The sequence below is a fragment of the Bartonella birtlesii IBS 325 genome (assembly GCF_000273375.1).
GTDB classification, from domain to species: Bacteria; Pseudomonadota; Alphaproteobacteria; order Rhizobiales; family Rhizobiaceae; genus Bartonella; species Bartonella birtlesii.
Genome location: NZ_CM001557.1, coordinates 1737142 through 1760480, shown reverse-complemented (window position 1 = coordinate 1760480; position 23339 = coordinate 1737142). Strand labels below are relative to the sequence as shown.

Below are 23339 nucleotides of genomic sequence, written 5' to 3'. Positions count from 1 at the left end.
ATGGCAAAATTTCCTCCTTATTTTCCAAAAAGTGCTCTTGCGCGCTGGTTTGATAAGCGTTTGCCCTTGCCCCGTTTTCTTTATAATGCATTTGTTGTTTTTCCTGTTCCGCGTAATTTGAATTATTTTTATACATTTGGCGGTATTTTGACTGTTATGCTTTTATCGCAGCTTTTGACCGGGATTGTATTATCATTGCATTATGTACCAGATGTTCATTTAGCTTTTGAAACAGGTGAACGATTTAGACGTGAGGGGCATTTTGGTTGGCTTTTTCGTCCATGGCATTGTGTCGGATCGTCATTCTTTTTTATTGCTGTTTATATCCATTTAGCGCGCGGGCTTTATTATGGTTCTTATAAGAATATGCGCGAAATCGTTTGGGTTACGGGCATTTTCATTTATATTATCATGATGGCAATAGCATTTTTTGGTTATGTGCTGGTTTGGGGAATGATGTCTGTTTCTGCTGCTTCAGTGGTTGCTGGCCTTTTGAAAGCCATTCCTTTGGTAGGAACCTGGTTGCATGAAACATTTCTTGGTGGTTATAGTGTTGGACAACCAACATTGAATCGTTTTTATGTTTTTCATTATTTGTTGTCATTCGTGTTGCTTTTTTTTGTGGGGGTTCATATTTTCGCAATCCATCAAGTAGGGCAAGGAAATCCAACTGGCCTTAAAATACAATCGGATGAGGAAATTGTTCCTTTTGCACCCTATGCGCTTATTAAAGATATTTTTGCCATTACTATTTTTTTAATCTTTTTTGCTTGGTTTTTGTTTTATATGCCTGATTACATGGGCCAGACTGAAAATTATACTGTTGCTGATCCTTTAAAGGCACCTCTTCGTGTGGTCCCAGAATGGTATTTTTTGCCTTTTTATGCCATGCTGCGTGCCATAACTTTTAATATTGGTGCTTTGTCATCAACTTCTTTAGGGGTTATTCTCCTCGCAGGTTCTATCTTCATTTTGATTTTTGTTCCATGGTTAGATCGCTCTAAAATATGTTCTGCAAGATATCGGCCTATTTATAAAATTTTCTTTTGGGGATTCATTGCTGACGTTGTTTTTCTTGGCTATCTTGGTTCAAGAGAAATTAGTGATAGCGTTCTTTTATGGACGCAATTGGCTACGGTTTATTATTTTGTATTTTTTCTGATTGTTTTGCCTGTTCTCCCTATTTTTGAAAAGAGTTATCCTTTGCCCTCTTCAATTACTGAAGATATAAAACAGAAAAAAAATAAATTATGGTAAATGCTTTTATCAGATTGATTGTTATAGCTATAATAAGCTTTTCTTCTCATAGTATGGCCAGTAGTGTTGCTGATAAAGGGAAGGTATTTGTTTCTTTCCCTTTATATGTTCCTAAAAAACAAGAGTGGAGCTTTTCTGGGCCATTTGGACTTTATGATAAAGCACAATTGCGGCGCGGATTAAAGGTTTATAAACAGGTTTGCTCCAGTTGCCACGGGTTAAAATATGTAGCTTTTCGCGATTTAAAAGCTCTTGGCTATGATCAAGAACAGATTAAGGCTTTGGCGGGGCAATATGAAGTCTCTGATGGTCCGAATAGAGAAGGCCAGTTATTTAAACGTTCTGGGGTTGCGACAGATTATTTCCCTTCCCCCTTTGCTTCTGAAGAAGAAGCAAGATTTATTCTTAATGGTGCTTATCCTCCAGATTTATCATTAATGGCGCGTGCGCGTGCTGTATCTTTGCCGTTTCCTGCGATTATTTCTGATGTGTTGACTTATTATAATACTGCTGGTCCAGATTATATTACAGCTCTTTTAACGGGATATCAGAAAGCACCAGAGAACACAAAAATCGCTGATGGTTTTTGGTATAATCCTTATTTTATTGCCGGTAATTCTTTAACTATGGCACCTCCCTTGAGTGATGGTGTTGTTTCTTATGACGATGGAACTCCTGAGACAGTTGAACGTTATGCGCGTGATGTTTCTGCTTTTTTGATGTGGGCTGCTGATCCTCATATGGAAATTCGTAAAAAAACTGGTTTTCGTGTTATCTTATTTTTAATTATTTTTGGAGGGTTTGTTTATATTTTAAAAGCCCATATTTGGCATAATTTAGAAGAAAAATTGAAAGAGAAGGTAAAAGATTAGAAGAAAAAAGTTATTTGAACTTTTCTTGAAAAAGTATAAAGAGTGTAAGGAACAATTCTGGTTATGATGCATTGATACTTTATAAAGTAAAAGCAAAGTAAGAACGGAGATGTTAAAATGAAGAAAATTGCCTATACTACTCTTATATCAGTTTTGATGGCTTCTAGTACTTATGCTCAGTCTTTTGAGGTGCTTTCTAAACCTGAAATAATTTCTTCAACAGGTATTGTTCAGGTGGGCTCAGATATGTCTGCGCGTTATGTTACACCTTTAGCAACGGATTTTGTTGCTTCAAGTCTTATTGGGGCGAATGTCTACAATATAGAAAATGAAAATATTGGCGAAGTAAAAGATATTATCCTGCGTGAAAATAACATTGCTGGGTTTGTTGTTGCTGTTGGTGGTTTCCTTGGCATAGGGGAGAGTTATGTGGTTGTTTCTCCAGAAACAATCCAGATGACAAATGATTATGGTAAGTGGAAGCTTATTACGAATGCAACAAAGGATTCTTTGAGAGAAGCTCCAACATTTAAATATGAAGGATATTGGGCACGCTAACTTCGTATTTCTATTTTTTTATCGATAAAACAGTTGCTATCATAATATATGATGGCGCTGTTTTTTGTGCAGAAAATTTTACAAGAATTTTTAGGCACGAAGCTATTTTCATTTTTTAAGATCTCAAAGGAAAATCGAGATTAAATCTAATAATTGCGATGAGGTTAGGAACTTAACGATTTAAATTTGTTTAGCAGTTAGCAAAATACTTTCAAACAGAATATTTAATTCTTGAGGCTTTATAAAAGAGATATTGGCAAATCATTCCCCCTTCTTTTTTAAGAAAAAGACAATATGTTCTTAAAAGATAAAAAAATTTAAGAGAGATCAGAATATTAAGTATTATGTTTAAACAACATGATATCGCCGTCTTGCACAACATATTCTTTACCTTCATCGCGGGCTTTGCCTGCTTCTTTTGCGCCGTTTTCTCCCCCTAAAGCGATATAATCTTCGTAGCTTATAGTTTGAGCACGAATGAAACCACGTTCAAAATCTGAATGGATAACACCAGCTGCTTGGGGTGCTTTTGTGCCACGTATGATTGTCCAAGCGCGTGTTTCCTTAGGACCACAGGTAAAATAAGTAATGAGGTCTAGCAAAGAGTAGCCAGCACGAATAAGGCGATTTAAACTTGGTTCAAAGAGCTCTAAGGCATGAAGATATTCTAAAGCCTCTGCATCATTAAGTTGTGTGATTTCAGCTTCGATAGAAGCAGAAATGATAATGCTTTGAGCATTTTGCTCTGTTGCCATTTTTTTTACCGTTTGGGTCAAACTATTTCCGTGGGCAGCATCATTTTCATTGACATTGCATATATAAAGGACGGGTTTAGAAGTGAGAAGGTTTAAATTCTCAAGAGTGCGACGTTCATCGGAAGAGATATCTTTAAGCAATAATCGGACAGGATTTCCTTTTTGCAGTAAATTTAATGCCGCTTCCATAATGGGCAGAATTGTGAGAGCTTCTTTGTCTTTTCCAATTGCACGTTTACGAATTTGTACGATACGCCGCTCTACACTTTCGAGATCAGCAAGCATAAGTTCTGTTTCAACAGTTATGGCATCAGAAATAGGATCAATGCGTCCTTCTACATGGGTAATATCCTCATCTTGAAAACAGCGTAAAACGTGAATAATGGCATCAACCTCACGGATATTGGCTAAAAATTTATTGCCTAAACCTTCACCTTTTGAAGCGCCACGTACAAGTCCAGCAATATCAACAAAACTGATGCGTGTGGGAATGATTTCTTTTGAACCAGCAATGGAAGCAATTTTTTCTATCCGCAAATCTGGAACAGCAACTTCACCAGTATTGGGTTCGATTGTACAAAAAGGATAATTAGCAGCTTGTGCTGTAGCTGTTTTTGTTAATGCATTAAAAAGGGTGGATTTACCAACATTAGGTAATCCTACAATACCGCATTTAAAACCCATGAATCCTCTGCTTTTCTATTGATTTAATGATTAAGATAACGCTACTTTTTGCGTTTTTATAGCATATTTTGAGAAGAGTGATAGTCTCTGTTGCTATAGAGAAGAAAAAAACTATGTTAAGAAAATGATTGTCCTTTTTTGATCAAATTTTAAAATTTTTTACCTTCATGGTAAGAAAATTTCAAATTAACGTTAATAATGTGCTAAGTTTTTTACAGTATGCAGATCTGCATAAAGAATTAATCGGAGAAAGTAGAAGAGTGTTATCTCGTCGTGCCTTTTTAATTGCTGCGCCTTTGGCTTTGGTTGGATGTGTTACGCGCCAATCAGAAATGTTATCTGTTGCTTCTCAGCAAGTTCGATACATTCCAGCAGAAATGCAGGCCTTGTATGGTCCTGTAACAAATGAGCCTTATTTATTGCCTGCTATTGATCTTTCAACAATTGATCCAAAATTTTGGCGTCAAAGAGTAATTTATTATACATCTTATCCACCTGGGACATTAGTTGTAGATACGCAGGAATGTTTTCTTTACCTTATTGGTGAAAATGGAAGCGCTTTGCGTTACGGTATTGGAGTTGGTAAGGAAGGGCTAGCATTTGAAGGTGAAGGAATTATACAGCGCAAGCGTCGATGGCCAAGTTGGGTTCCTACGGCGGCAATGATGGCGAGAGAACCAGAACGTTATGGACATTTGGGGAAAGGGATGCCCCCGGGAGCTGATAATCCATTAGGAGCACGTGCACTTTATCTTTTCAAAAATGGGCAGGATACACTCTTCCGCATTCATGGTTCGCATGAATCGTGGTCAATTGGTCGTGCTATTTCAAGTGGGTGTATCCGTTTACTTAATCAAGATATTATTGATCTTTATGATCGTGTCCCTGTTGGTTCGCGTGTTGTGGTGGTGCAAAACAATGCAAGTGTACCTCGCGTATTAAGTCAACAATCCAATATTTATGATCCCTTAGAGTCCACTATTACGCCGAGTGAATTGTTTTAATTAAAATGTGATTGAACCTTTATGAATCGTGCTCCTATTGGCTTCTATATAGTGATCTTGTAAAATTATGGGAGGGCTTCTAAGGCTTTAAGTTAACAATTAAGTATGGATAACAAAGTTAACTTTTAATCCAAATAGATTTCTAAAAACGCTAAAGAGGATGGTGTTGGCTTTTCTATTCACTTAATCTTCTTCTTCTAAAGAGGGATTATGTGTAAGAATTGTACAGAACAATGTGGTTTATTCTATTTTATGGATAAAGAGTTGCTATTATAGATTTTTGTTGCTCATTGTTTGTAAGATTTCATTTATAAAGAGTCCTTTATCACCCTTTATAAGGGTAGCAATGTTTTTTGCAATTGCCTGCAAAAGAATAGGTAACCATTCTTGATCAGATTTTGCAAAATTTCCCAAAACATGTTGGTGAATGAGCTCTTTAGAAATAGGACGTCCAACCCCTAAACGTATACGGTAATAGTCAATACCGCAATGGGCATCAATAGATTTTACACCATTATGCCCATTATTTCCTCCCCCGATTTTTATACGAACTTCTCCTGGTGGTAAGTCTAATTCATCATGAATAATAATCAAATTCTTCACATCTAATTTATAAAATCGTAAAGCTTCGCCAATAGCTTGGCCGGAGAGATTCATAAAAGTTTGAGGTTTCACCAGAAAAACTTTTTCACCATTTATGAGACCATTGGAGATTTCGGCTTGAAATTTTTTCGACCACGGAGAAAAAGACAAAGATTGGTAAATTGCGTCAATAGCCATGAAACCTATATTATGGCGGTTATTTTGGTATTGTGAACCAGGATTGCCAAGACCAGCAATAAGCCACATGTGCGCCTTCAGTAAAGTGTGAGGGGATTATTAAATATCTCAATAAATTAAGGCGGGGAAAACTCCCGCCTGCTAATGATGTATTAACTTTTTGCGTTTTCTTCACTATCTTCTTGTTCAGGAGTTTCATCACTAACATCCATGCCAGCAGGAGCCGCAATGGTTGCAATGGTAAAGTCTCGATCTTGAATGACTGGTGTTACATCCTTTGGTAGTTGTACTGCTGAAATATGGATGGAATCACCAATAGAGTAGCTAGAAAGGTCAATTTCAATCGCTTCAGGGATAGCATTCGCTGGAGCGGTACATTCAATTTCGTGACGAACAATATTGAGAACTCCACCTTTTTTAAGCCCAGGAGCTGTATCTTCATTGAGAAAGTGTACAGGGATATTTACTTCCACAACAGATTTTGCTGAAATGCGCAGAAAATCTACATGTAAGGGGAAATCACGTACAGGATCTAATTGGTAATCTTTTGGGAGAACCATAATTTTTTCTTTACCAATTGTAATCGTTGCAACGGTAGTACGAAAACCACCAGCGTGAATTTTATAAAAAATTTCTTTATAGGGAACTGTGATTGCCAAAGGTGGTTGTTTTTCACCATAAATGACAGCAGGTATGAGACCATTGCGGCGAAGTTCACGGGAGGACCCCTTACCAACCCGCTCGCGTATTTCGGCCTTAAGAGTGTAGCTTTTGCTCATAATTTAAGTCCTTTTACATGACTGGAGATTCATAAAAAACAACAACAGTTTTTGTATGAATATGAAGATATGCGCTAGACAATAGCGATTGCTTCATTCTACGTTGCCTCCAAGGGTGTCTACGCAGAAGCTCTTTCTATAATTCAAACTCTTCACAGATGCAAGAGTTGTGGGAAAAATTGATGATTTCTACCGTTTAGAGAGAGGAAATGTTACAAGCATGATTTATTTAGAGAATAAATCTGAGCCAATATATTCAAAATGAAATACTGGAGATGTTATGAAGGTTGAGATCGCTTTGGGTGAGATGGCAGAATATAATGCTTTGCGTAAATCTGTGCCAGCATGCATTGATTTGGAAGAATTATTGGCGACACGTCTTCTTGTGCAGGGTAATTCTGGTTCAGGAAAATCACATCTTCTTCGACGCCTTCTTGAACAAAGTGCCTCATGGGTACAACATTGTGTGATTGATCCAGAGGGTGATTTTGTCACTTTGGCAGATAAATTTGGTCATGTTATTGTTGAGGCTCAACGCAGCGAACTAGAACTGACTCGTATTGCTCAGCGTATTCGCCAACATAGGGTTTCGGTGGTATTCAATCTTGAGGGTTTGGATACGGAACAACAGATGCGTGCTGTGGGAGCCTTTCTTGGCGCATTGTTTGATGTGGAACGTGATTATTGGTATCCCATGCTTGTGGTGGTTGATGAAGCACAATTATTTGCTCCAGCAGCGGCGGGAGAAGTTTCTGATGAAGCGCGTAAAATTTCTCTTGGTGCCATGACAAATCTTATGTGTCGAGGGCGAAAACGTGGTCTTGCTGGTGTTATCGCGACACAGCGTTTGGCTAAGCTTGCCAAAAATGTTGCTGCTGAAGCGTCAAATTTTCTAATGGGACGGACTTTTTTAGATATTGATATGATGCGCGCTGCTGATCTTTTAGGAATGGAGCGTCGCCAAGCAGAAATGTTTAGAGATCTTGAGCGGGGACATTTTGTAGCTTTAGGGCCCGCTTTATCAAGGCGTTCTTTGCGGATTATTATTGGTCCTGTTGAAACATTGGCGCGTTCTTCTAGCCCTAAATTAATGCCTCTGCCAACAGAGCGAGTAGATGCAAAAGAACTTGTTTTTACTGCTTCGCCAGAGGAAGTTTTAATTCCATTTAAACAATCACGAGAGCCAGCACAAGAAAAATCAATTCATGAGATGTTAGAAGAGGCCGTGCATAAAAAACAAGAATTGCTGCAAGAAAACCCAAATTTATTTCCTGAACTTTCTGTTGTTGAGCGAGATGGCCAAGTAGAACGTGTTATTCGAGAAATTCTTGATGATCCTGAGGCTTTTTATCGTTCTACGGCGGTACTTTATCAAGATTTCTTGGTGCGTTGTCGTATTCATGGTCTTTCGGGAGATCCTTTGAGTCTTTCGCAATTTCGACGCAAACTAGCTGTTGCGCAAGCTTGTGTTGACGAAGAAACGGCTATGAGTGAAAATTGGAAACGTCTTTTGCAACTATCAGAAAGTTTAGAAGATGATGTTCAAGGTGTTTTTTTGAATGTAGCGCAGGCTGCTTTGGGCGGAAAACCTTGCCCATCGGATGCATTTTTAGCGCGACTTTACGGAAGCCATTCTCTAAGTCGTGCACGCCGACTCTTAAGCTATTTTGAAGAGCGCGGCTTTATTGTTATTCATACATATCTTAATGGTCAACGCATTATCGCTTTCCCTGATCTTGGCGTGAAAACAGCACCAGGAGATCCTAAGCAACCCGTTTAACCAAATAAACTTGAGACAGATTGTTCTGCTGCTGTTCTGGCGATTGCTTCGCCAATCAGATCGGCAATTGGTAAAACGCGAATATTATGCGCCTTTTCAATTGTTTGTGTTGGCATAATTGAATCTGTAATAACCAATTCTTTCATCTCTGAGTTGGTAATACGCTCAATAGCATTTCCAGAAAGAACACCATGTGTGATGTAAGCTGTAACACTATTGGCACCGTGTTTTAGGAGAGCACTTGCTGCATTGCATAGTGTTCCACCGGAATCAACAATATCATCAAGCAAAAGACAGTCTTTTCCAGAGACATCTCCGATGATATTCATAACTTCTGATTCACCAGGGCGTTCGCGACGTTTATCAACGATAGCGAGCAAACTATTCAAGCGTTTAGCGAGTGAGCGGGCACGTACTACACCACCAACATCGGGGGAAACAACAATAACATTTTCAAGAGGATAGTGCATTTTGACATCGCGAGCAATAACTGGAACGGCATAAAGGTTGTCTGTAGGGATATCAAAAAAACCTTGAATCTGTCCAGCATGAAGATCCAATGTTAAAACACGGTGGGCGCCTGCTTCAGTAATGAGGTTGGCAACAAGTTTTGCAGAAATAGGGGTACGTGGTCCAGGTTTACGATCTTGGCGGGCATAACCAAAATAGGGAATAACGGCCGTGATACGGCGCGCAGAAGAGCGACGAAGAGCATCAATCATAATGAGCAATTCCATTAAATGATCGTTGGCTGGATAGGATGTGGATTGCAGAACAAAGACATCTTGCCCCCGTACATTTTCATGCAATTCTACGAAAATTTCTTGGTCAGCAAAGCGTTTTACGGTTGCTTTTCCTAAGGGAATATTTAAATAATTTGTAACATCTTCAGCAAGGCGTGGATTAGAATTGCCGCAGAAAAGCTTCATAGTGGAACCTCTGAGTCGTTACGGTAGAATTATGATAGGCTTTTTAACTTCTTATTATCAGATTGCAAGGAAACAATTATAAAAGCATTACAATTTTTTCTTTTATTGTTAAAGAGGTGTGTTTTTTTGTTTTGAAAATTCAGTTTTTTATCCATGAGGTCAAGAAATATATTGATTAAACTTTTTTTCTTATGCTTTATAAAACAATGTGGATATGGTTTTTTGTATATTAAAGAATTAGAGAAGAGTTCATGTTTAAAAAAATTGTTTTAAATTTAGCCTTTACAGGCAAATCTTGGAGACTAGAATCCTAGCTCCTTTGCACTTTTAAAGAAAACCATTTTTGATAAAAAGCACAATATTTCCAGCGAGATTGTTGTTTTATCGAAAGCAAGAATTTTGTTTTGGAGTTTTTGCTATTCTCTTAAGGAAAAAAAGCCTAATTTTATCTCGTCAGCATAATAGCAGAAAATTGTCGCCCATCGCTAGGTTCATTGCGGTGTATAGCGCGCCGATAGGAAAAAAAGCGCTGTTCATCTTTGTAGGTGCAAAGTTTTAAACAAGAAGCATGAATTCCTGATTCTTTTAGTTTATTGATGATGAATGCCCACAGATTAAAGTGAAAATGATTTGTTTTATCTATTTTTAGAAAATATTTTTGAAACTTGCTATGATAATCAATAAATTGATTGTAAAACTCATCTGTGACTTCATAGTGGCAAGGACCAATACAAGGGCCAAGAACTGCTGTTATTGATTGTCTTTTGGCTCCTTGCTCTTCCATAACAGTAATTGTTTTTTCTATAATTCCCTTTAAGCTTCCTCGCCAGCCAGCATGTGCTGCAGCGATGACACCTGCTTGTGGATCAGCAAACAAAACTGGTCCGCAATCTGCTGTAAGAATACCAATTGCAAGTCCTGGCATAGTGGTAACAAGGGAATCTACTTCGGGAGGCTTATCAATGAAAGCTTGATGAACCACGACAACTTCACAAGAGTGGATTTGATTGACCGTGACTAAATTTTGTACTTCGGCACCAAAATAATTGGCGATCAAAATACGATTTTGTGTGATATATTCAGATTTATCATTTAAACTTTGTTCAGCATTAAGGCTTGGATAAAAGCTTTTTGAAACACCGTTTTGACGGGTAAAAAAGCCGTGTTTTATTCCATGGGCGTGTAAAGCAGAAAGACTTTTTGCAAGGATGGGGGGAGAAACAGGATTCATAAAAATTCCTTATAGGAGTGGTTGTTTTCAAAGGGAAAATAGTGAGTGAGAGATGTGTATTTGTTAATATTTATAGTCATCAAAATCTAGGTGGTACAGATATATTTTTATTACTTATATGTAAGACTTTAAATAATTTGCCCATTTGATCTGGACCAGCTAATCGCTCGATATCTTGGCGGATTTTGTTTTGCAATGTAGTATCTTTGTCTGATCCAAGCTGTTTTGCACGTTCTAGCAGTCCCATTTTTAAAAGAAAGTCTCCTTGTTCTAAGATTTCAACAAAACAGCCTTGTTCAAGGGCTATTTTTTTAAAAAGGAAAAATTAACATGGGATGTTAAATCGTGTTGACCTGGAGCATCAAAAACATCACGGAATTTATGTCTTGAGAGTGCTTGCAATGTATCGCCAAAGGCAAGGTCATCAGCACCATAATCAATAAGCAAAGCAGAACCTGTTACGTGTACTAAGTGATTGCTGATTTGTTGCATAAATTGATGCCGTGAGGGCGCATGTTCAAAAATTGTTCCATTAGGAACTTTAGAACAATAGGATTGTAAACAAGAAGAGGAAAGTTTACGCGGATCAGCAATAAATGTAAGGCCTCCCTCCTGATTAATTGTGATGCGGCGCTCTCTCCATTCTCCATCGATTTTAATATATTGGTTGATGGGGAGAGTATCTAAAAACTCATTGGCAATGAAAAAGAGAGGCTTTTTAGGGATTTGATCAAAGTTTTTAATACTATGGATTTGTTTCTGATAAGGTGCAAGAGATCTTTTTTGTTCTTTTGCGAGTTTTTCACTTATTTCAATAAGGAAAATTTCAGCAGCATTAAATGCTGTTGTGGATAATTTTTGCATGGTGCGTAAAATGTCATCCATCAAAGTTCCACGTCCTGGTCCTATTTCAGCGAGAATAAAAGGGTGAGGGCAGCCATGGGCTTTCCAATTTGCAAGGAGCCAAATGCCAATCATTTCTCCGAATAATTGACTTATTTCAGGTGCCGTTATGAAATCACCGGTGCGTCCAAAAGGTGTTTGTGTTTGATAATAGCCAAATTGAGGATCTGTGAGCGCTAATGTCATATATTGACTGACAGTAATTGGCCCATGAAATGCGATGATTTCCTTAATTTTTTCTTTGAGGGATGTCATTTTTGGTAGATTTGTCTTTAAATGCTTGAGCGAGGAGATAAAATCCTAAAAGGAGCATGGGAAGAGATAAAGCCATGCCATAGGTAAAGCCTGTAGAATGGAAAAGAGTAGAAAACCATTCTGGATCTTCTTGAGGAGCACGGTAAACTTCTGAGATGCTGCGTGCTATTGCATAACCTATAATAAATACTCCTGACACGGTACCGCGGCGCTTTAATGCTTTGAAAGCAAAAATAACAATGAAGAGAATTATGAAGAGAAGAAATCCTTCCATAAATGCTTCATAAAGTTGGCTTGGATGGCGTGGTAAATAGTAAGGATCTAGGGGAAAACAAACTGCCCAAGGTTGTGTGGTAACGTTGCCCCATAATTCTTGATTGATGAAGTTACATATCCGTACAATGCAGATACCGATAGGTGCACCGGCAGCAATGATATCAAACATTGCTCGTATGTTGATGTTATTTTTACGAGCAAACAAAATCATTGCAATGATAATGCCAATGAGACCACCATGAAAAGACATTCCCCCATCCCACACTGCGATGATAGCACTTGGATGGTTAAAGTAATAAATAGGATCCCATACAAACACTTGTCCTAGACGGCCACCAACAACAACACTAATGGCAGACCAGACAACAAAATCTCCAATTGTCTGGTTACTCATGGGAGGGTGATTTGCGTACCATAGAGATGTTTTTTTTAATAATTTTTGCGCATACCACCAAGCAAAAAGAATACCTATTATGTACCCAAGTCCGTACCAGTGGAGAGATAGGGAGCCTAAACGGACGATTACCGGATCAAGAAAAGATGGAAAAGCAATGGCTGGACAGACAAGATTGTTCATGAGTTACATTCTATAAATTACCTGACGGTCAGAAATGACAGATGAATGCACAATGGTCAAGCGGGGGGAGTGATAGCTTTCCACTGGATTTTCATATTAAAATTTTATGATGGTAAAAAGAGTGTAAAGGACTGAAAACAAAATCTGTATCGCAGAATTTATAGGGGATAGGTAAAATCTGTAGGGTAAAAGGAACAAATACAGTATCTAAATGTTATGAAAATACACTATAATGCGTGTGTCAATAATTAAAACTTAAGGAAAAACGTTATGCGTAATGGATCAAACCGTATTCTTGATGAATTGGCAAAATTAGCAACGGATGCTGCTGACTTTGCGCAAGCTATACGACGTGAAGCTGGAACAGCTTTTCGTTTGCAGGCTGAAAAAATAGCAAATAAACTTGATCTTGTCTCACGCGAAGAATTTGAAACCTTTAAGGAGATGGTACTGAAAGCGCATACTGACAATGCGGATTTTAAAAGGCGTCTTGATGATTTGGAAAAAAACACAGACACAGAAGAAGTAAAATAATTTCTATAAAAAAATATCCCCAATTTTTCAACGTTATGCGTACGACTAAAAAATGCTTAATCTTGAGTCTGTTAGAATAAAATGTTCTTTTATTTCTGGTTTGTTTTTTGTAAAAAGGATATTTTTTTTAAGCGAAGGGCTGGTGCTGTGAGATTGTATCAATACACTGAAAAAAATTAGTGATTCGTTTTATAATTATCAGGTTGTCCTAAGGAGTATGATTGTATTCTGAGGGCCGCGTGTATTGTTGATGTTTTTGTGTGCTTGTTTGGTGTAAAGGCTTCAATCGTAGAAAAATATTGTTACAGTTGAGGTGCTTTGTATGTTGTTGATAACATTTAAAGATGATTGAGGATTATAATGAGGCTTGCATTTTGCGCCACAGAAAGAGAAGAGCACCCTGTTGACTTTATCGAACAGATTGCTTGTAAGTATGACTGGTCGTTTGAGCGGGATGCACAAGATGAAATTCGTGTTTGTGTAGAAGGAAAACGGGCAAATTATCGCCTTGCTTTTTCATGGATGGAAGAGCAGGAGGCGCTTCATTTAGCTTGTGCATTTGATCTTTCTATTGAAAATGCTCGAACAGCAGAAGTGCATCGCTTATTGCTGGCAATTAATGAAAGATTGTTACTGGGACATTTTGATTATTGGCGAGGAAATAATTCTGTTATTTATAGGCAAGGGCTTCTTTTGGCTGGTGGAGCACATCCGTCTCATATACAAGTTGAAACATTGTTGATACACGCCTTGAAAATTTGTGAAAGTCATTATGTTGCATTTCAAATGGTTGCTTGGCGTGGGGAAAGTGCTTATAAAGCACTACAGTATACTTTGTTTGAAACTATAGGGAATGCTTGAATTCGCAAATTTTGTTGTGTTTTTTTAAGATGAGTTGTGAAATCTTGTTTAGAGGGGGATATCAATAATAGCGCGCAAGCCCCCTAGAGGACTGTCATCTAATTGAATGTTGCCTCCGTGGCTACGTGCTATGTCTTGGGCAATAGAAAGGCCAAGTCCTGTTCCACTTGCATCTTGATTGCGCGCTTTGTCCAGTCTAAAGAATGGCTTAAAGACTTCTGTACGCATATTTTTGTGAATGCCAGGTCCATCATCATCAATCGTTAATATAAAGGATTCTTGTTGGGATATAGCTGTTAGCTTGATAGTTTTAGCATAATAAAATGCGTTTAATACAAGATTACTAACTAGGCGTGTAAAGGCACGTGGGCGCACTTGTATTTGTGTGGGACCTTCAATGGTATAAGAAAATTGACGTTTGTGAAGATAAGCATCGGTGGAGAATTTTTGCATAAGAGCATTGAGGTTAAAGGTTTTAACACTTTCACTTCCTTCACCACGGGCAAAAGCAAGATAGCCCTCTAACATATTTTGCATATCGCTTACATCTTGTTCAAGCGGTTTAATATCAAAATCAGTATTTGTTAATGCTAGTTGGAGTTTAAAACGTGTTAGAATTGTTCTTAAATCATGACTTACACCTGAGAGCATCATGGTACGTTGTTCGATTTGACGTTCAATTCGTTCACGCATACGTAAAAAAGCAATGCCAGCACGGCGGACTTCATCAGCCCCTTGTGGTTGAAATCCTTCTGGTAAAGGACGTCCGCGTCCAAAACTTTCTGCTGCTTCAGCCAATTGTTGAATTGGTTTGATTTGATTGCGCAGGAAGTAAATTGCTATCAGCAATAAAACAAGCGCTGTTCCCACCATCCAGCTTAAAAAAATTGCGGTATTGGAAGCATAAGCTTGGCTGCGTGGCGCAAAGACGCGTAAGATAGCATGACCAAGGTGGATGCGGATTTCGACAAGATCAGAATCACCTACTGTGTCAATCCAGAAAGGGCGGTTAATTTGTCGTGTGATTTCTTCACTAAGAAAATAATCAAGAATTGCAAAAAATGGTTTAGGTCCTAGAGGAGGAAGAGAGACAGGGGGAAGAATAGCAATGTTTAACCCCATACGTTGTTGTGCAATACGCTTGATATCCTCATAGTTATTTTGTTGCGGATATGTTTCAATGATATCGATAATGGCTGAAATATCATGGACAACAGCGGTTGAAAGGCGCTCGGTTACCATTTGCCAATGACGTTCCATAAAAACGTAAGCTGTCACTGTTTGCAGGAGGACCATAGGAGCAATAATAATGATCAAAGAGCGCGCATAAAGCCGTTTAGGCATTTTCTTTGTCAACCATAGGACAAATTTTCTTGAGGATTTGATCATGGTATGCTTATTCAATGGAAAGTTTGTAACCTATTCCTCGTACGGTTTGGAGCCATATAGGGAGTGCTGGATTTTTTTCTATCTTACGGCGAAGGCGGTTAATTTGTACGTCAATAGCACGTTCACCGATATTTTGATCATCTATCGCAAATTTATGACGTGGAATGATATCGCCTGCATTTTCGGCAAAAATAACCATCATTTTTTGTTCTTTATCTGTCAATTTAATAACTTCTCCTCCTTTTTTAAGTTCGCGTCGTGCAATAGAAAATATATATGGTCCAAACACGATTTGTTCGATTTTAGGTTGATTTAGTGGAAAACCACGTCGTAAAATAGCATTGATACGAAGAAGAAGTTCACGGGGGGCAAACGGCTTAGCAAGATAATCATCAGCACCTGCTTCTAAACCATGGATGCGGTTGTCTGTTTCTGATAAAGCTGTAAGCATAAGAATTGGGACATCCTTTGTTTGACGAAGTGAGGTGGTGAGATCAATACCGTTTTCTCCAGGCATCATGATATCAACTATAAGAAGATCAAAATCTATGCTTGTCAGCTGTCGTCTTGCTTCATCAGCATTTGCCGAAACTGAAACACGAAATCCATTTTTAATGAGAAATTGAAATAAAAGATTGCGAATTCGGGTGTCATCATCAATTACAAGAAGGTGGGGCGCATCGTCACACAAAACTCGAACTTGATTGGCCATTCTTCAAAACCTTGACAAAAATTTAGTTTTACAAAATTCAAGTTTACATAAGTTGCATAAAACTGTCGAGCAAGCTATTTTACTCTTTAAAGAAGAAAAGGCACTTTCATAAGTTTGAGAAAGTTTTACTTTGAAAAGGATATCATGAGTAATTTTAATACGCATATTATTCCAGTTACACCTTTTCAACAAAATTGCACGTTGCTTTTTGATAGTGAACAAAAAGTTGGGGTTTTAGTTGATCCTGGTGGTGATTGGTTTCGTGTTCAAGAAGTGATCAAAAAGATGGGTATTATTGTTGAGGCCATTTGGATAACACATGGTCATTTTGATCATGTAGGTGCAGCAATGCAAGCTAAAGAAGCCCTTGATGTTAAAATTATTGGTTCACACTATGGTGATAAGCCTGTGATGGAAGCTGTGAGAGAGAGTGCAAAAAACTACGGCATTACTGATGTGCGCGTTTGTATGCCTGATCAATGGTTAGAAGATGGTGAGTGTGTCCATTTTGCTGGACATGCGTTCAATGTTTTTCACACACCAGGACATTCTCCTGGTCATGTTATTTATTTTAATGAAAAAGAACGTTTCGCTTTATTGGGTGATGTCCTTTTTCGTGGTTCTATTGGACGTACGGATTTTCCATTCTGTTCTCATGAAGAATTAATGAAATCTCTTAAAGAAAAAGTTTTGCCTTTAGGTGATGATGTTCGTTTTATCTGTGGACATGGGCCAGGGAGTCACTTAGGTTATGAACGTCAGTGGAACCCTTTTCTTCAAGAGCTTAACAAATAACCGAAAAAAATTTAAAATGTTTTTTCGGTTATTTAAAATTTCTTTAGTGGAGGGTTGTAGAAGTTAATTTATTGGGGCATAACAAAAATGTTCTAAACCATTCCGGTCTCGAAAAGTGCCTGTTTCAGGGTTGAACGAGCGGTATTTTTTCTTGCAATAGTTAAGCCAATTAGATACCGATGACTGCTGGAGTGGCTCATACTCTACCGTTTGCTGTACTTGATAAACCCTTTGATTTTGCGGAACTTCTTGATAAATTATCTGATTTTGTGGTGCCATTTGGTAAACAACTTGTGGTTGTTCTGGTTTTTTAAAAATTGTACCAATAATCGTACCAGTTGCAAGACCGAGAATACCCGCTGCTAAAACATCTCCTGAATTGTTATGATTCACATGGTGCTCATGTATATGGTGGTGTGTGGTTTTTTTGTGTTCAATATAATGAAATGTTTTGTGTTCAACATGATGATTTTTCTGTTCACGTCTTCTATGATTCACATGATGGCGGGGGTGATTATCAAAAGAGAAGTTAGCATCTATACTTCTTTGTACACTCTTCATTTGATCATCTATTCTTTTTTCTACACTCTTCATTTGATCATCTATTCTTTTTTCCGTATCTCTCATTGTTTTTGTGATAATATCTTCACCATAACTCAATTGTATATCTGCAAGCGCTACATCTAATGGCGCTAAAACTATTGCCATTGATATCACTGATAATACCCCAGATTTGATCATTTTTTTCATAGTAATGCTCCTTAAGTATAGGTAAATTCGTACTTTTTTCCCCATTCTATGCGTGTAAAACTGAACACAGTCTGAATGATTTTAGACTTTATTTTGACAAAACGAATAAAAAGACATTTGATTGAGTATAAATCATGGCATAAAATCATGACAAAAATTTGCTTAGAATAATATAGTCTGTTTCGCTTAATATATAAGGATTTCAAATATAACTGACAACAACGTGAATAAGAGATATTATTCTTATATTAGAGATCTATATTAGCAGGATAAATTCTTCTTTTATTTACATGCTTTATAGAGAATGTTGTCTTGTTTAATGGTTTTATAAGTGGCTTATGTTCTGCATTGCACCATATAGAGTGGTTTTCGAGACATGAAAACATGTACCTTTTATTGGGTTGTTGCTAATTTAGGGTTGAGAGACGTTTTTAAATTGTTTTATAGTTTTTCATTAGAGCAGCCCGATTGTTTGAGAAAACAATGAGGAAAAAATTTTCTTACATTGTTCATTTTTTCAATTGTGGCAGCCTTGATGTTTAAGGTGTTCATTTTGCGGAATAATGTTTCTTACTATCATCTTATAAAGATTTTAGAAAAATACAGTTTTGTAGATACTTTGAGAGCTTCCGATTATTAGTTGGGCGGAATTTTGCTTTGTTTTTTTGTTGTTGTCTTAAAAATGTTTTGGTGAGATCTGCTTTTGCTCTTTTGATTTTTCAAAATACCAGTGTCCATTGTTGGCCCCATGTGATCAAAATCTGGCTTTGTAAAAAGATTTGATTGTATCACGAGCTCATGGGTGGATTGTTCGCTGTGATATGTTAAGGGATTCTCCGCGATTTCTAGTTCTATCTGTTTTAATTGTTTGATTTCATCACGAAGTCTTGCTGCTTCTTCAAAGTTGAGATCAGCTGCTGCTGTACGCATTAATTTTTCTAGAGATTGAATATGAATTGCCAAATTATCGCCAACCATATTATTCTGCCTGATAAAATCAGGAATATCTATGGAAGTATAATGATTTTTATCTCCTGCATTGAGAATATCGTCAATATTTTTTTTGATACTCGTTGGTGTAATATGATGTTCTTCATTATAGGCTATTTGTTTTTGTCGACGTCTTTGCGTTTCTTGCAGGGCTCGTTCTATAGAGCCAGTAATGGTATCTGCATAAAGAATCACGTGACCATCTACGTTGCGTGCAGCACGTCCTATTGTTTGTACGAGTGAAGTTTCGGAGCGCAAAAAACCCTCTTTGTCGGCATCTAGAATGGCAACAAAACCACATTCTGGAATATCCAAGCCTTCTCGAAGCAGGTTGATGCCGATGAGGACGTCGAAGGTGCCAAGCCGCAGATCACGAAGAATTTCAATACGCTCTAATGTATCAATATCAGAATGCATATAACGTACCCGAATACCTTGTTCGTGTAGATATTCTGTCAAATCTTCAGCCATACGCTTGGTTAGTACGGTTACTAAGGTACGGTAGCCTTTTTGGATTGTTTTACGAATTTCACTTACAACATCATCAACTTGGGTTGAAGCTTTGCGCACTTGTGTTGGTGGATCAACAAGCCCTGTTGGGCGAATAATTTGTTCAGCGAAAACGCCGTGAGATTGTTCTATTTCCCAGCGTCCAGGTGTTGCCGAGACAGCAATGGTTTGTGGGCGCATGGCATCCCATTCTTCAAAGCGTAAGGGACGATTGTCCATACAAGAAGGTAGGCGAAATCCATATTCTGCTAGAGTAGCTTTTCTTCTAAAGTCACCTCGATACATGCCACCAATTTGAGGAATAGTGACATGGCTTTCATCGATAAAAACGAGAGCATTGTTTGGAATATATTCGAACAAAGTTGGCGGTGGTTCTCCGGGTTTTCGTCCTGTTAAGTAGCGTGAATAATTTTCAATTCCAGCGCATGAACCAGTTGTTTCTAACATTTCTAAATCAAATATTGTACGCTGTTCTAAACGTTGCGCTTCTAAAAGGCGTCCAGCTGCATTCAATTCATTAAGCCGTTGAACCAGTTCCATTTTAATAGCTTTCATAGCTTGTTTTAATGTTGGTCGCGGCATTACATAATGCGAATTAGCATAAATTTTAATGGATTGTAGGTCGCCCGTTTTTTGTCCGGTGAGAGGATCAAATTCAGTAATTGTTTCTACTTCATCGCCAAAGAGTGAGATACGCCAGGCACGATCTTCAAGATGGGCAGGGAAAACTTCGATTGTATCTCCTCGGACACGAAAAGAACCGCGAATAAAGTTCATATCTTGTCGATAATAATGTTGAGAAACTAAATCAGCTAAGAATTGTCGTTGATTGAGTTTGTCTCCTTCTTTTATTTGCAAGGTCATAGCAGTATAGGTTTCTACCGAACCAATCCCATAGATACAAGATACAGATGCAACAATAATAACGTCATCACGTTCAAGGATAGCGCGTGTGGCAGCATGGCGCATACGATCTATTTGTTCATTAATAGAAGATTCTTTTTCGATATAAGTATCAGAGCGTGCAACGTAGGCTTCTGGTTGATAATAGTCATAGTAAGAAACAAAATATTCAACGGCATTATGAGGAAAAAAGCTTTTAAATTCTCCGTAAAGTTGTGCGGCAAGCGTTTTATTTGGTGCTAAAATGAGGGCTGGGCGCTGAGTCTTTTCAATAATTTTAGCCATTGTATAGGTTTTTCCTGATCCGGTAACACCTAAAAGTACTTGTGTCCGTTCATTTTTTTCAATTCCTTCAACGAGAATTTTTATTGCTTGAGGTTGATCTCCTGCTGCTTTAAAGGAGGTTTCGAGTTGAAATGGAATACCACCTTCTGATTTTTCAGGATGAATAGGGCGATGAGGTGTCCATAATGCACCATTCTTAAAAAGAGGATTGCCTGAGGCAATCAGAGCAGAAAGAGCTTCTACTGTTGCTGTGACACCATTTTTCATTGTTACATCCTTTTACAGAAGTTTTCGTAATTTTAAAGGAAATACCCAATTTTACATCTATATCGTGATAACGGCAAAATGTTACTGAAAAACTTTGTTTTGGAGAATTAAATATTTCATCTATTTCTCAAATTTTGAATAGAGAATGACCTTTTTGAGTGTGCTGATATTTTGAGGTTTTTGCTGTACGTATTTTCTTTTGTGTTATGGTAATTTTTTATAGAGGATTGGTTATAATATTCACCATGATTGTTATGGAGAATAACTGTATATGCTACGATTTATTCCTGAAAATACTGTGTATGTGTGATAAAGAGCATTGCTATCTTTAAATGCGAGATAACGAGATGATACCCAACCTGTTTGGGTTTTATATTTGATATGGCACCATGTTCCTTTACAGGTCTGAACAAATACCGCTTCTCCTGCAGGAATTAAACCACGAAGTGCATGCTTGGTGCTTGGCCCTGTTCTAAGATTAAGGTTTCTTGTGACAAAAGCATCTGCAGCTCCGGATACTGCTGTGGCTGGAAAGAGGAGGATAAATACAAAAAAAATTGTTAAATTTTTCATTTTTCTGCAGAGGATTCCTTTAGAAATTTTACTTCATTTTCTCTTCATATCATACAAGCTTTTTTTATTCTAAGTTATGATAAAATAGAAAGAAATACAATTCTTTCTTCTTTGGCTGCTTAATGGGTAGAAGAGAAGCTTGACATGAGTGAGCATGAAAATATCAGATAGTTTAAAACATAATTGGTGAATGCTTTGTTTTCTTTTTTATTTTTATATGGAAAACAGGGATGCTGTACTATATAATAGGGTGGATTGTGGTTTTCGGATTCCAAAAGTTATTTTGGAAGCCGTTTTTTGTATTTTATTGAACCTTCCGTGTAACAGAAAGGGACGGGTTATGGAAAAAGTTCCGATGACTACAGCTGGTTTTGAGAGTCTTAAAGAAGAGTTGCGTTGGCGTCAACAACAGGAGCGTCCACGGATTATTGAAGCAATTTCTGAAGCGCGTGCGCATGGTGATTTGTCAGAAAATGCTGAGTATCACGCTGCGAAAGAGGCGCAAAGTCATAATGAGGGGCGTATAAATGAGCTTGAGGATTATATTGCGCGAGCAGAAGTTATTAATGTTTCTCGTCTTTCAGGCGATAAAATTAAGTTTGGTGCTACCATTAAGCTTTTGGATGAGGACACTGAAGAAAAAAAGGTTTATCAAATCGTTGGTGATCAAGAAGCTGATGTAAAGACTGGTAAAATCTCTATTTCCTCACCTATTGCACGTGCTCTCATTGGTAAGCAAGAAGGGGATGTCATTGAGGTAAATGCACCAGGGGGAGCGCATAATTACGAGATTATTAAGGTCCAATATATCTAAATTATTATGCGTGTGCTTTTGCAAGAAACAGAGATTATTGCTCCTCACTTTAAAAAGCGTTTGTCCGGAGTAACATCTACAGTTATTCAGCTTATTCCATTACAACGAGAACAAGGGGTGCGTATATCAACTTTTGGGTTTGGACTCCCAGAGAGTTTGCCAGCTCTTGCCTTTAAAGATCTTTTCGGGCTTTGGAAAAGCCCGAGAGATAAGCCGTTTCGTATTTGGCATGCTCGGCGCAATATTGAGATGCTCTGTGGCATTTTTTTGCGCGATGTTTTGCAAATGAAGCTTAAACTCGTTTTTACGTCTGCTTCTCAACGTCACCATAAGTCTTTTACTAAATGGTTAATTCGGCGTATGGATAGGGTGATTGCTACTAGTGTAAAGACGGGATCTTATTTAGAGGTGCCCTATAAAGTTATTATGCATGGCATAGATATTAGGCATTTTTCACCACCTAAAATCCCTGATGATAATTTTTCTTCGTCAGGACTTCCTGGAAAATATGCGGTAGGGTGTTTTGGACGTGTGCGCTCCTCAAAGGGTACTGATTTGTTTGTGGAGGCAATGATAACATTGTTGCCACGTTATCCTGAGTGGACAGCGCTTATTGCTGGTCGAACAACAGAACAATATTATAACTTTGAAAAAAAATTACGCCAAAGGATTACTGGAGCGGGCTTGGATAATCGTATTATTTTTCTTGGTGAATTGCTTAATACACCTTTGTGGTATCGTCGCCTATCGCTTTATGTCGCACCTTCGCGTACAGAAGGTTTTGGTTTGACACCCTTGGAGGCAATGGCATCACAGACAGCCGTAGTTGCGAGTGATGCGGGAGCTTATAAAGAATTGGTGGTGGAGGGAACAGGAACGGTTGTTAAAGCAGGGGATAGTGATGCTTTAACGGCAGCGATTGAACCTTATTTTGCTGACTTAGAAAAAACAATAGTGGCAGGAGAAAAAGCTTTAGCGCATGTGCGTGCTCATTTCCCTTTGGAAAAGGAAGCAGCAGAAATCGGAAATATTTATAAAGAAATGTTTTTTGAAAAAACACTTTGAATATATTAGAAATCTTCTTGAGAAGGGGAGAGAATGTGTCATCTTTAAAAGTTTCCACAAATAAATATTGCAAATGAATGGCTTAATAATACAAATGTTATTTCGTAGAATCTAGCATGTTTTTAAGGTAATGTAACGATGAGTTATAAAAATCTTTGATAAAAGACTAAAATTTTATATTTTTAGAGTGATGTAAGTACAGGGAAAGGATGATCGTTTCTTACTCAGGTAATGTTTTGGGGAATATAGTG

General features: G+C 37.9%; 21 protein-coding genes and 1 pseudogene. 10 read left to right on the top strand and 12 right to left on the bottom strand.

Annotated elements, in window-relative coordinates; translation table 11 throughout:
* The 3 genes from QWU_RS08425 to QWU_RS08415 all read left to right on the top strand — a co-directional run bounded on the left by QWU_RS08425 (position 1) and on the right by QWU_RS08415 (position 2687).
* Entirely contained in the window at positions 1-1257 is a 1257-nt protein-coding gene (locus QWU_RS08425; protein ID WP_006590175.1) for a cytochrome b, read from the top strand.
* A complete protein-coding gene (locus QWU_RS08420) occupies positions 1251-2129 on the top strand; it encodes a cytochrome c1 (protein WP_006590176.1) in 879 nt (292 codons plus the stop codon). Before QWU_RS08425 ends, QWU_RS08420 begins: the two co-directional genes overlap by 7 nt.
* Positions 2130-2246: 117 nt before the next feature.
* Positions 2247-2687: a PRC-barrel domain-containing protein gene (locus QWU_RS08415; protein ID WP_006590177.1), complete on the top strand. Its 441-nt coding sequence runs from the start codon at positions 2247-2249 to the stop codon at positions 2685-2687.
* A 335-nt stretch (positions 2688-3022) separates the two neighbouring features.
* Here QWU_RS08415 and ychF read toward each other — a convergent pair whose 3' ends face one another.
* The gene (gene ychF / locus QWU_RS08410; protein ID WP_017196587.1) at positions 3023-4126 is read right to left on the bottom strand and encodes a redox-regulated ATPase YchF; all 1104 of its coding nucleotides are present in this window, start codon (positions 4124-4126) and stop codon (positions 3023-3025) included.
* Between the two features lie 260 nt (positions 4127-4386).
* On the opposite strand from ychF, the gene QWU_RS08405 reads away from it, so the two are divergent.
* Positions 4387-5130 (top strand): L,D-transpeptidase, encoded by a 744-nt coding sequence (locus QWU_RS08405; RefSeq protein ID WP_006590179.1) that lies wholly within the window; start codon positions 4387-4389, stop codon positions 5128-5130.
* A 270-nt stretch (positions 5131-5400) separates the two neighbouring features.
* Here QWU_RS08405 and pth read toward each other — a convergent pair whose 3' ends face one another.
* Positions 5401-5979, bottom strand: a complete 579-nt coding sequence (gene pth, locus QWU_RS08400) for an aminoacyl-tRNA hydrolase (protein WP_006590180.1) — start codon at positions 5977-5979, stop codon at positions 5401-5403.
* A gap of 83 nt (positions 5980-6062) precedes the next feature.
* Positions 6063-6689, bottom strand: coding sequence for a 50S ribosomal protein L25/general stress protein Ctc (locus tag QWU_RS08395; protein WP_006590181.1), 627 nt, complete (start codon positions 6687-6689; stop codon positions 6063-6065).
* A 280-nt stretch (positions 6690-6969) separates the two neighbouring features.
* Between QWU_RS08395 and QWU_RS08390 the strand changes: the two genes are divergently transcribed.
* Positions 6970-8469: a helicase HerA domain-containing protein gene (locus QWU_RS08390; RefSeq protein WP_006590182.1), complete on the top strand. Its 1500-nt coding sequence runs from the start codon at positions 6970-6972 to the stop codon at positions 8467-8469.
* Here QWU_RS08390 and QWU_RS08385 read toward each other — a convergent pair.
* The 4 genes and pseudogenes from QWU_RS08385 to lgt form a co-directional block, all read right to left on the bottom strand.
* On the bottom strand, positions 8466-9398 hold the full coding sequence (locus QWU_RS08385) for a ribose-phosphate pyrophosphokinase (RefSeq protein ID WP_006590183.1): 933 nt from the start codon (positions 9396-9398) through the stop codon (positions 8466-8468). The two genes, QWU_RS08390 and QWU_RS08385, sit on opposite strands and share 4 nt — an antisense overlap.
* A 445-nt stretch (positions 9399-9843) precedes the next feature.
* Positions 9844-10629, bottom strand: coding sequence for a peptidoglycan editing factor PgeF (gene pgeF, locus QWU_RS08380; protein WP_006590184.1), 786 nt, complete (start codon positions 10627-10629; stop codon positions 9844-9846).
* Between the two features lie 79 nt (positions 10630-10708).
* Positions 10709-11787 (bottom strand): annotated as a pseudogene (locus QWU_RS09505) (class I SAM-dependent methyltransferase).
* A complete protein-coding gene (gene lgt, locus QWU_RS08370; RefSeq protein ID WP_006590186.1) occupies positions 11762-12640 on the bottom strand; it encodes a prolipoprotein diacylglyceryl transferase in 879 nt (292 codons plus the stop codon). Before lgt ends, QWU_RS09505 begins: the two are co-directional and overlap by 26 nt.
* Positions 12641-12910: 270 nt before the next feature.
* On the opposite strand from lgt, the gene QWU_RS08365 reads away from it, so the two are divergent.
* Positions 12911-13174 (top strand): accessory factor UbiK family protein, encoded by a 264-nt coding sequence (locus QWU_RS08365; RefSeq protein WP_006590187.1) that lies wholly within the window; start codon positions 12911-12913, stop codon positions 13172-13174.
* A gap of 360 nt (positions 13175-13534) precedes the next feature.
* On the top strand, positions 13535-14035 hold the full coding sequence (locus QWU_RS08360; RefSeq protein ID WP_006590188.1) for a type III secretion system chaperone family protein: 501 nt from the start codon (positions 13535-13537) through the stop codon (positions 14033-14035).
* A 48-nt stretch (positions 14036-14083) separates the two neighbouring features.
* On the opposite strand, the gene QWU_RS08355 is transcribed toward QWU_RS08360, so the two are convergent.
* Both QWU_RS08355 and QWU_RS08350 read right to left on the bottom strand, forming a co-directional pair.
* The gene (locus tag QWU_RS08355) at positions 14084-15424 is read right to left on the bottom strand and encodes an ATP-binding protein (RefSeq protein ID WP_026017346.1); all 1341 of its coding nucleotides are present in this window, start codon (positions 15422-15424) and stop codon (positions 14084-14086) included.
* Positions 15425-15431: 7 nt separating this feature from the next.
* The gene (locus QWU_RS08350; protein WP_017196585.1) at positions 15432-16136 is read right to left on the bottom strand and encodes a response regulator; all 705 of its coding nucleotides are present in this window, start codon (positions 16134-16136) and stop codon (positions 15432-15434) included.
* Between the two features lie 144 nt (positions 16137-16280).
* Here QWU_RS08350 and QWU_RS08345 point away from each other — a divergent pair, with 144 nt between their 5' ends.
* Entirely contained in the window at positions 16281-16931 is a 651-nt protein-coding gene (locus QWU_RS08345) for an MBL fold metallo-hydrolase (protein ID WP_006590191.1), read from the top strand.
* Between the two features lie 63 nt (positions 16932-16994).
* On the opposite strand, the gene QWU_RS08340 is transcribed toward QWU_RS08345, so the two are convergent.
* From QWU_RS08340 to QWU_RS08330, 3 genes are all read right to left on the bottom strand, one after another.
* Complete coding sequence (locus QWU_RS08340) at positions 16995-17681, bottom strand: BA14K family protein (RefSeq protein ID WP_006590192.1); 687 nt, start codon at positions 17679-17681, stop codon at positions 16995-16997.
* Between the two features lie 636 nt (positions 17682-18317).
* Positions 18318-20636 carry an excinuclease ABC subunit UvrB gene (gene uvrB / locus QWU_RS08335; protein ID WP_017196584.1) on the bottom strand — a complete coding sequence of 773 codons (2319 nt, stop codon included), beginning with the start codon at positions 20634-20636 and terminating at the stop codon, positions 18318-18320.
* A gap of 252 nt (positions 20637-20888) precedes the next feature.
* Positions 20889-21209 (bottom strand): SH3 domain-containing protein, encoded by a 321-nt coding sequence (locus QWU_RS08330; RefSeq protein WP_006590194.1) that lies wholly within the window; start codon positions 21207-21209, stop codon positions 20889-20891.
* Between the two features lie 340 nt (positions 21210-21549).
* Between QWU_RS08330 and greA the strand changes: the two genes are divergently transcribed.
* Positions 21550-22023 (top strand): transcription elongation factor GreA, encoded by a 474-nt coding sequence (gene greA, locus QWU_RS08325; RefSeq protein WP_006590195.1) that lies wholly within the window; start codon positions 21550-21552, stop codon positions 22021-22023.
* Positions 22024-22029: 6 nt separating this feature from the next.
* Complete coding sequence (locus tag QWU_RS08320; RefSeq protein ID WP_006590196.1) at positions 22030-23088, top strand: glycosyltransferase family 4 protein; 1059 nt, start codon at positions 22030-22032, stop codon at positions 23086-23088.
* Positions 23089-23339 lie beyond the last annotated feature (251 nt).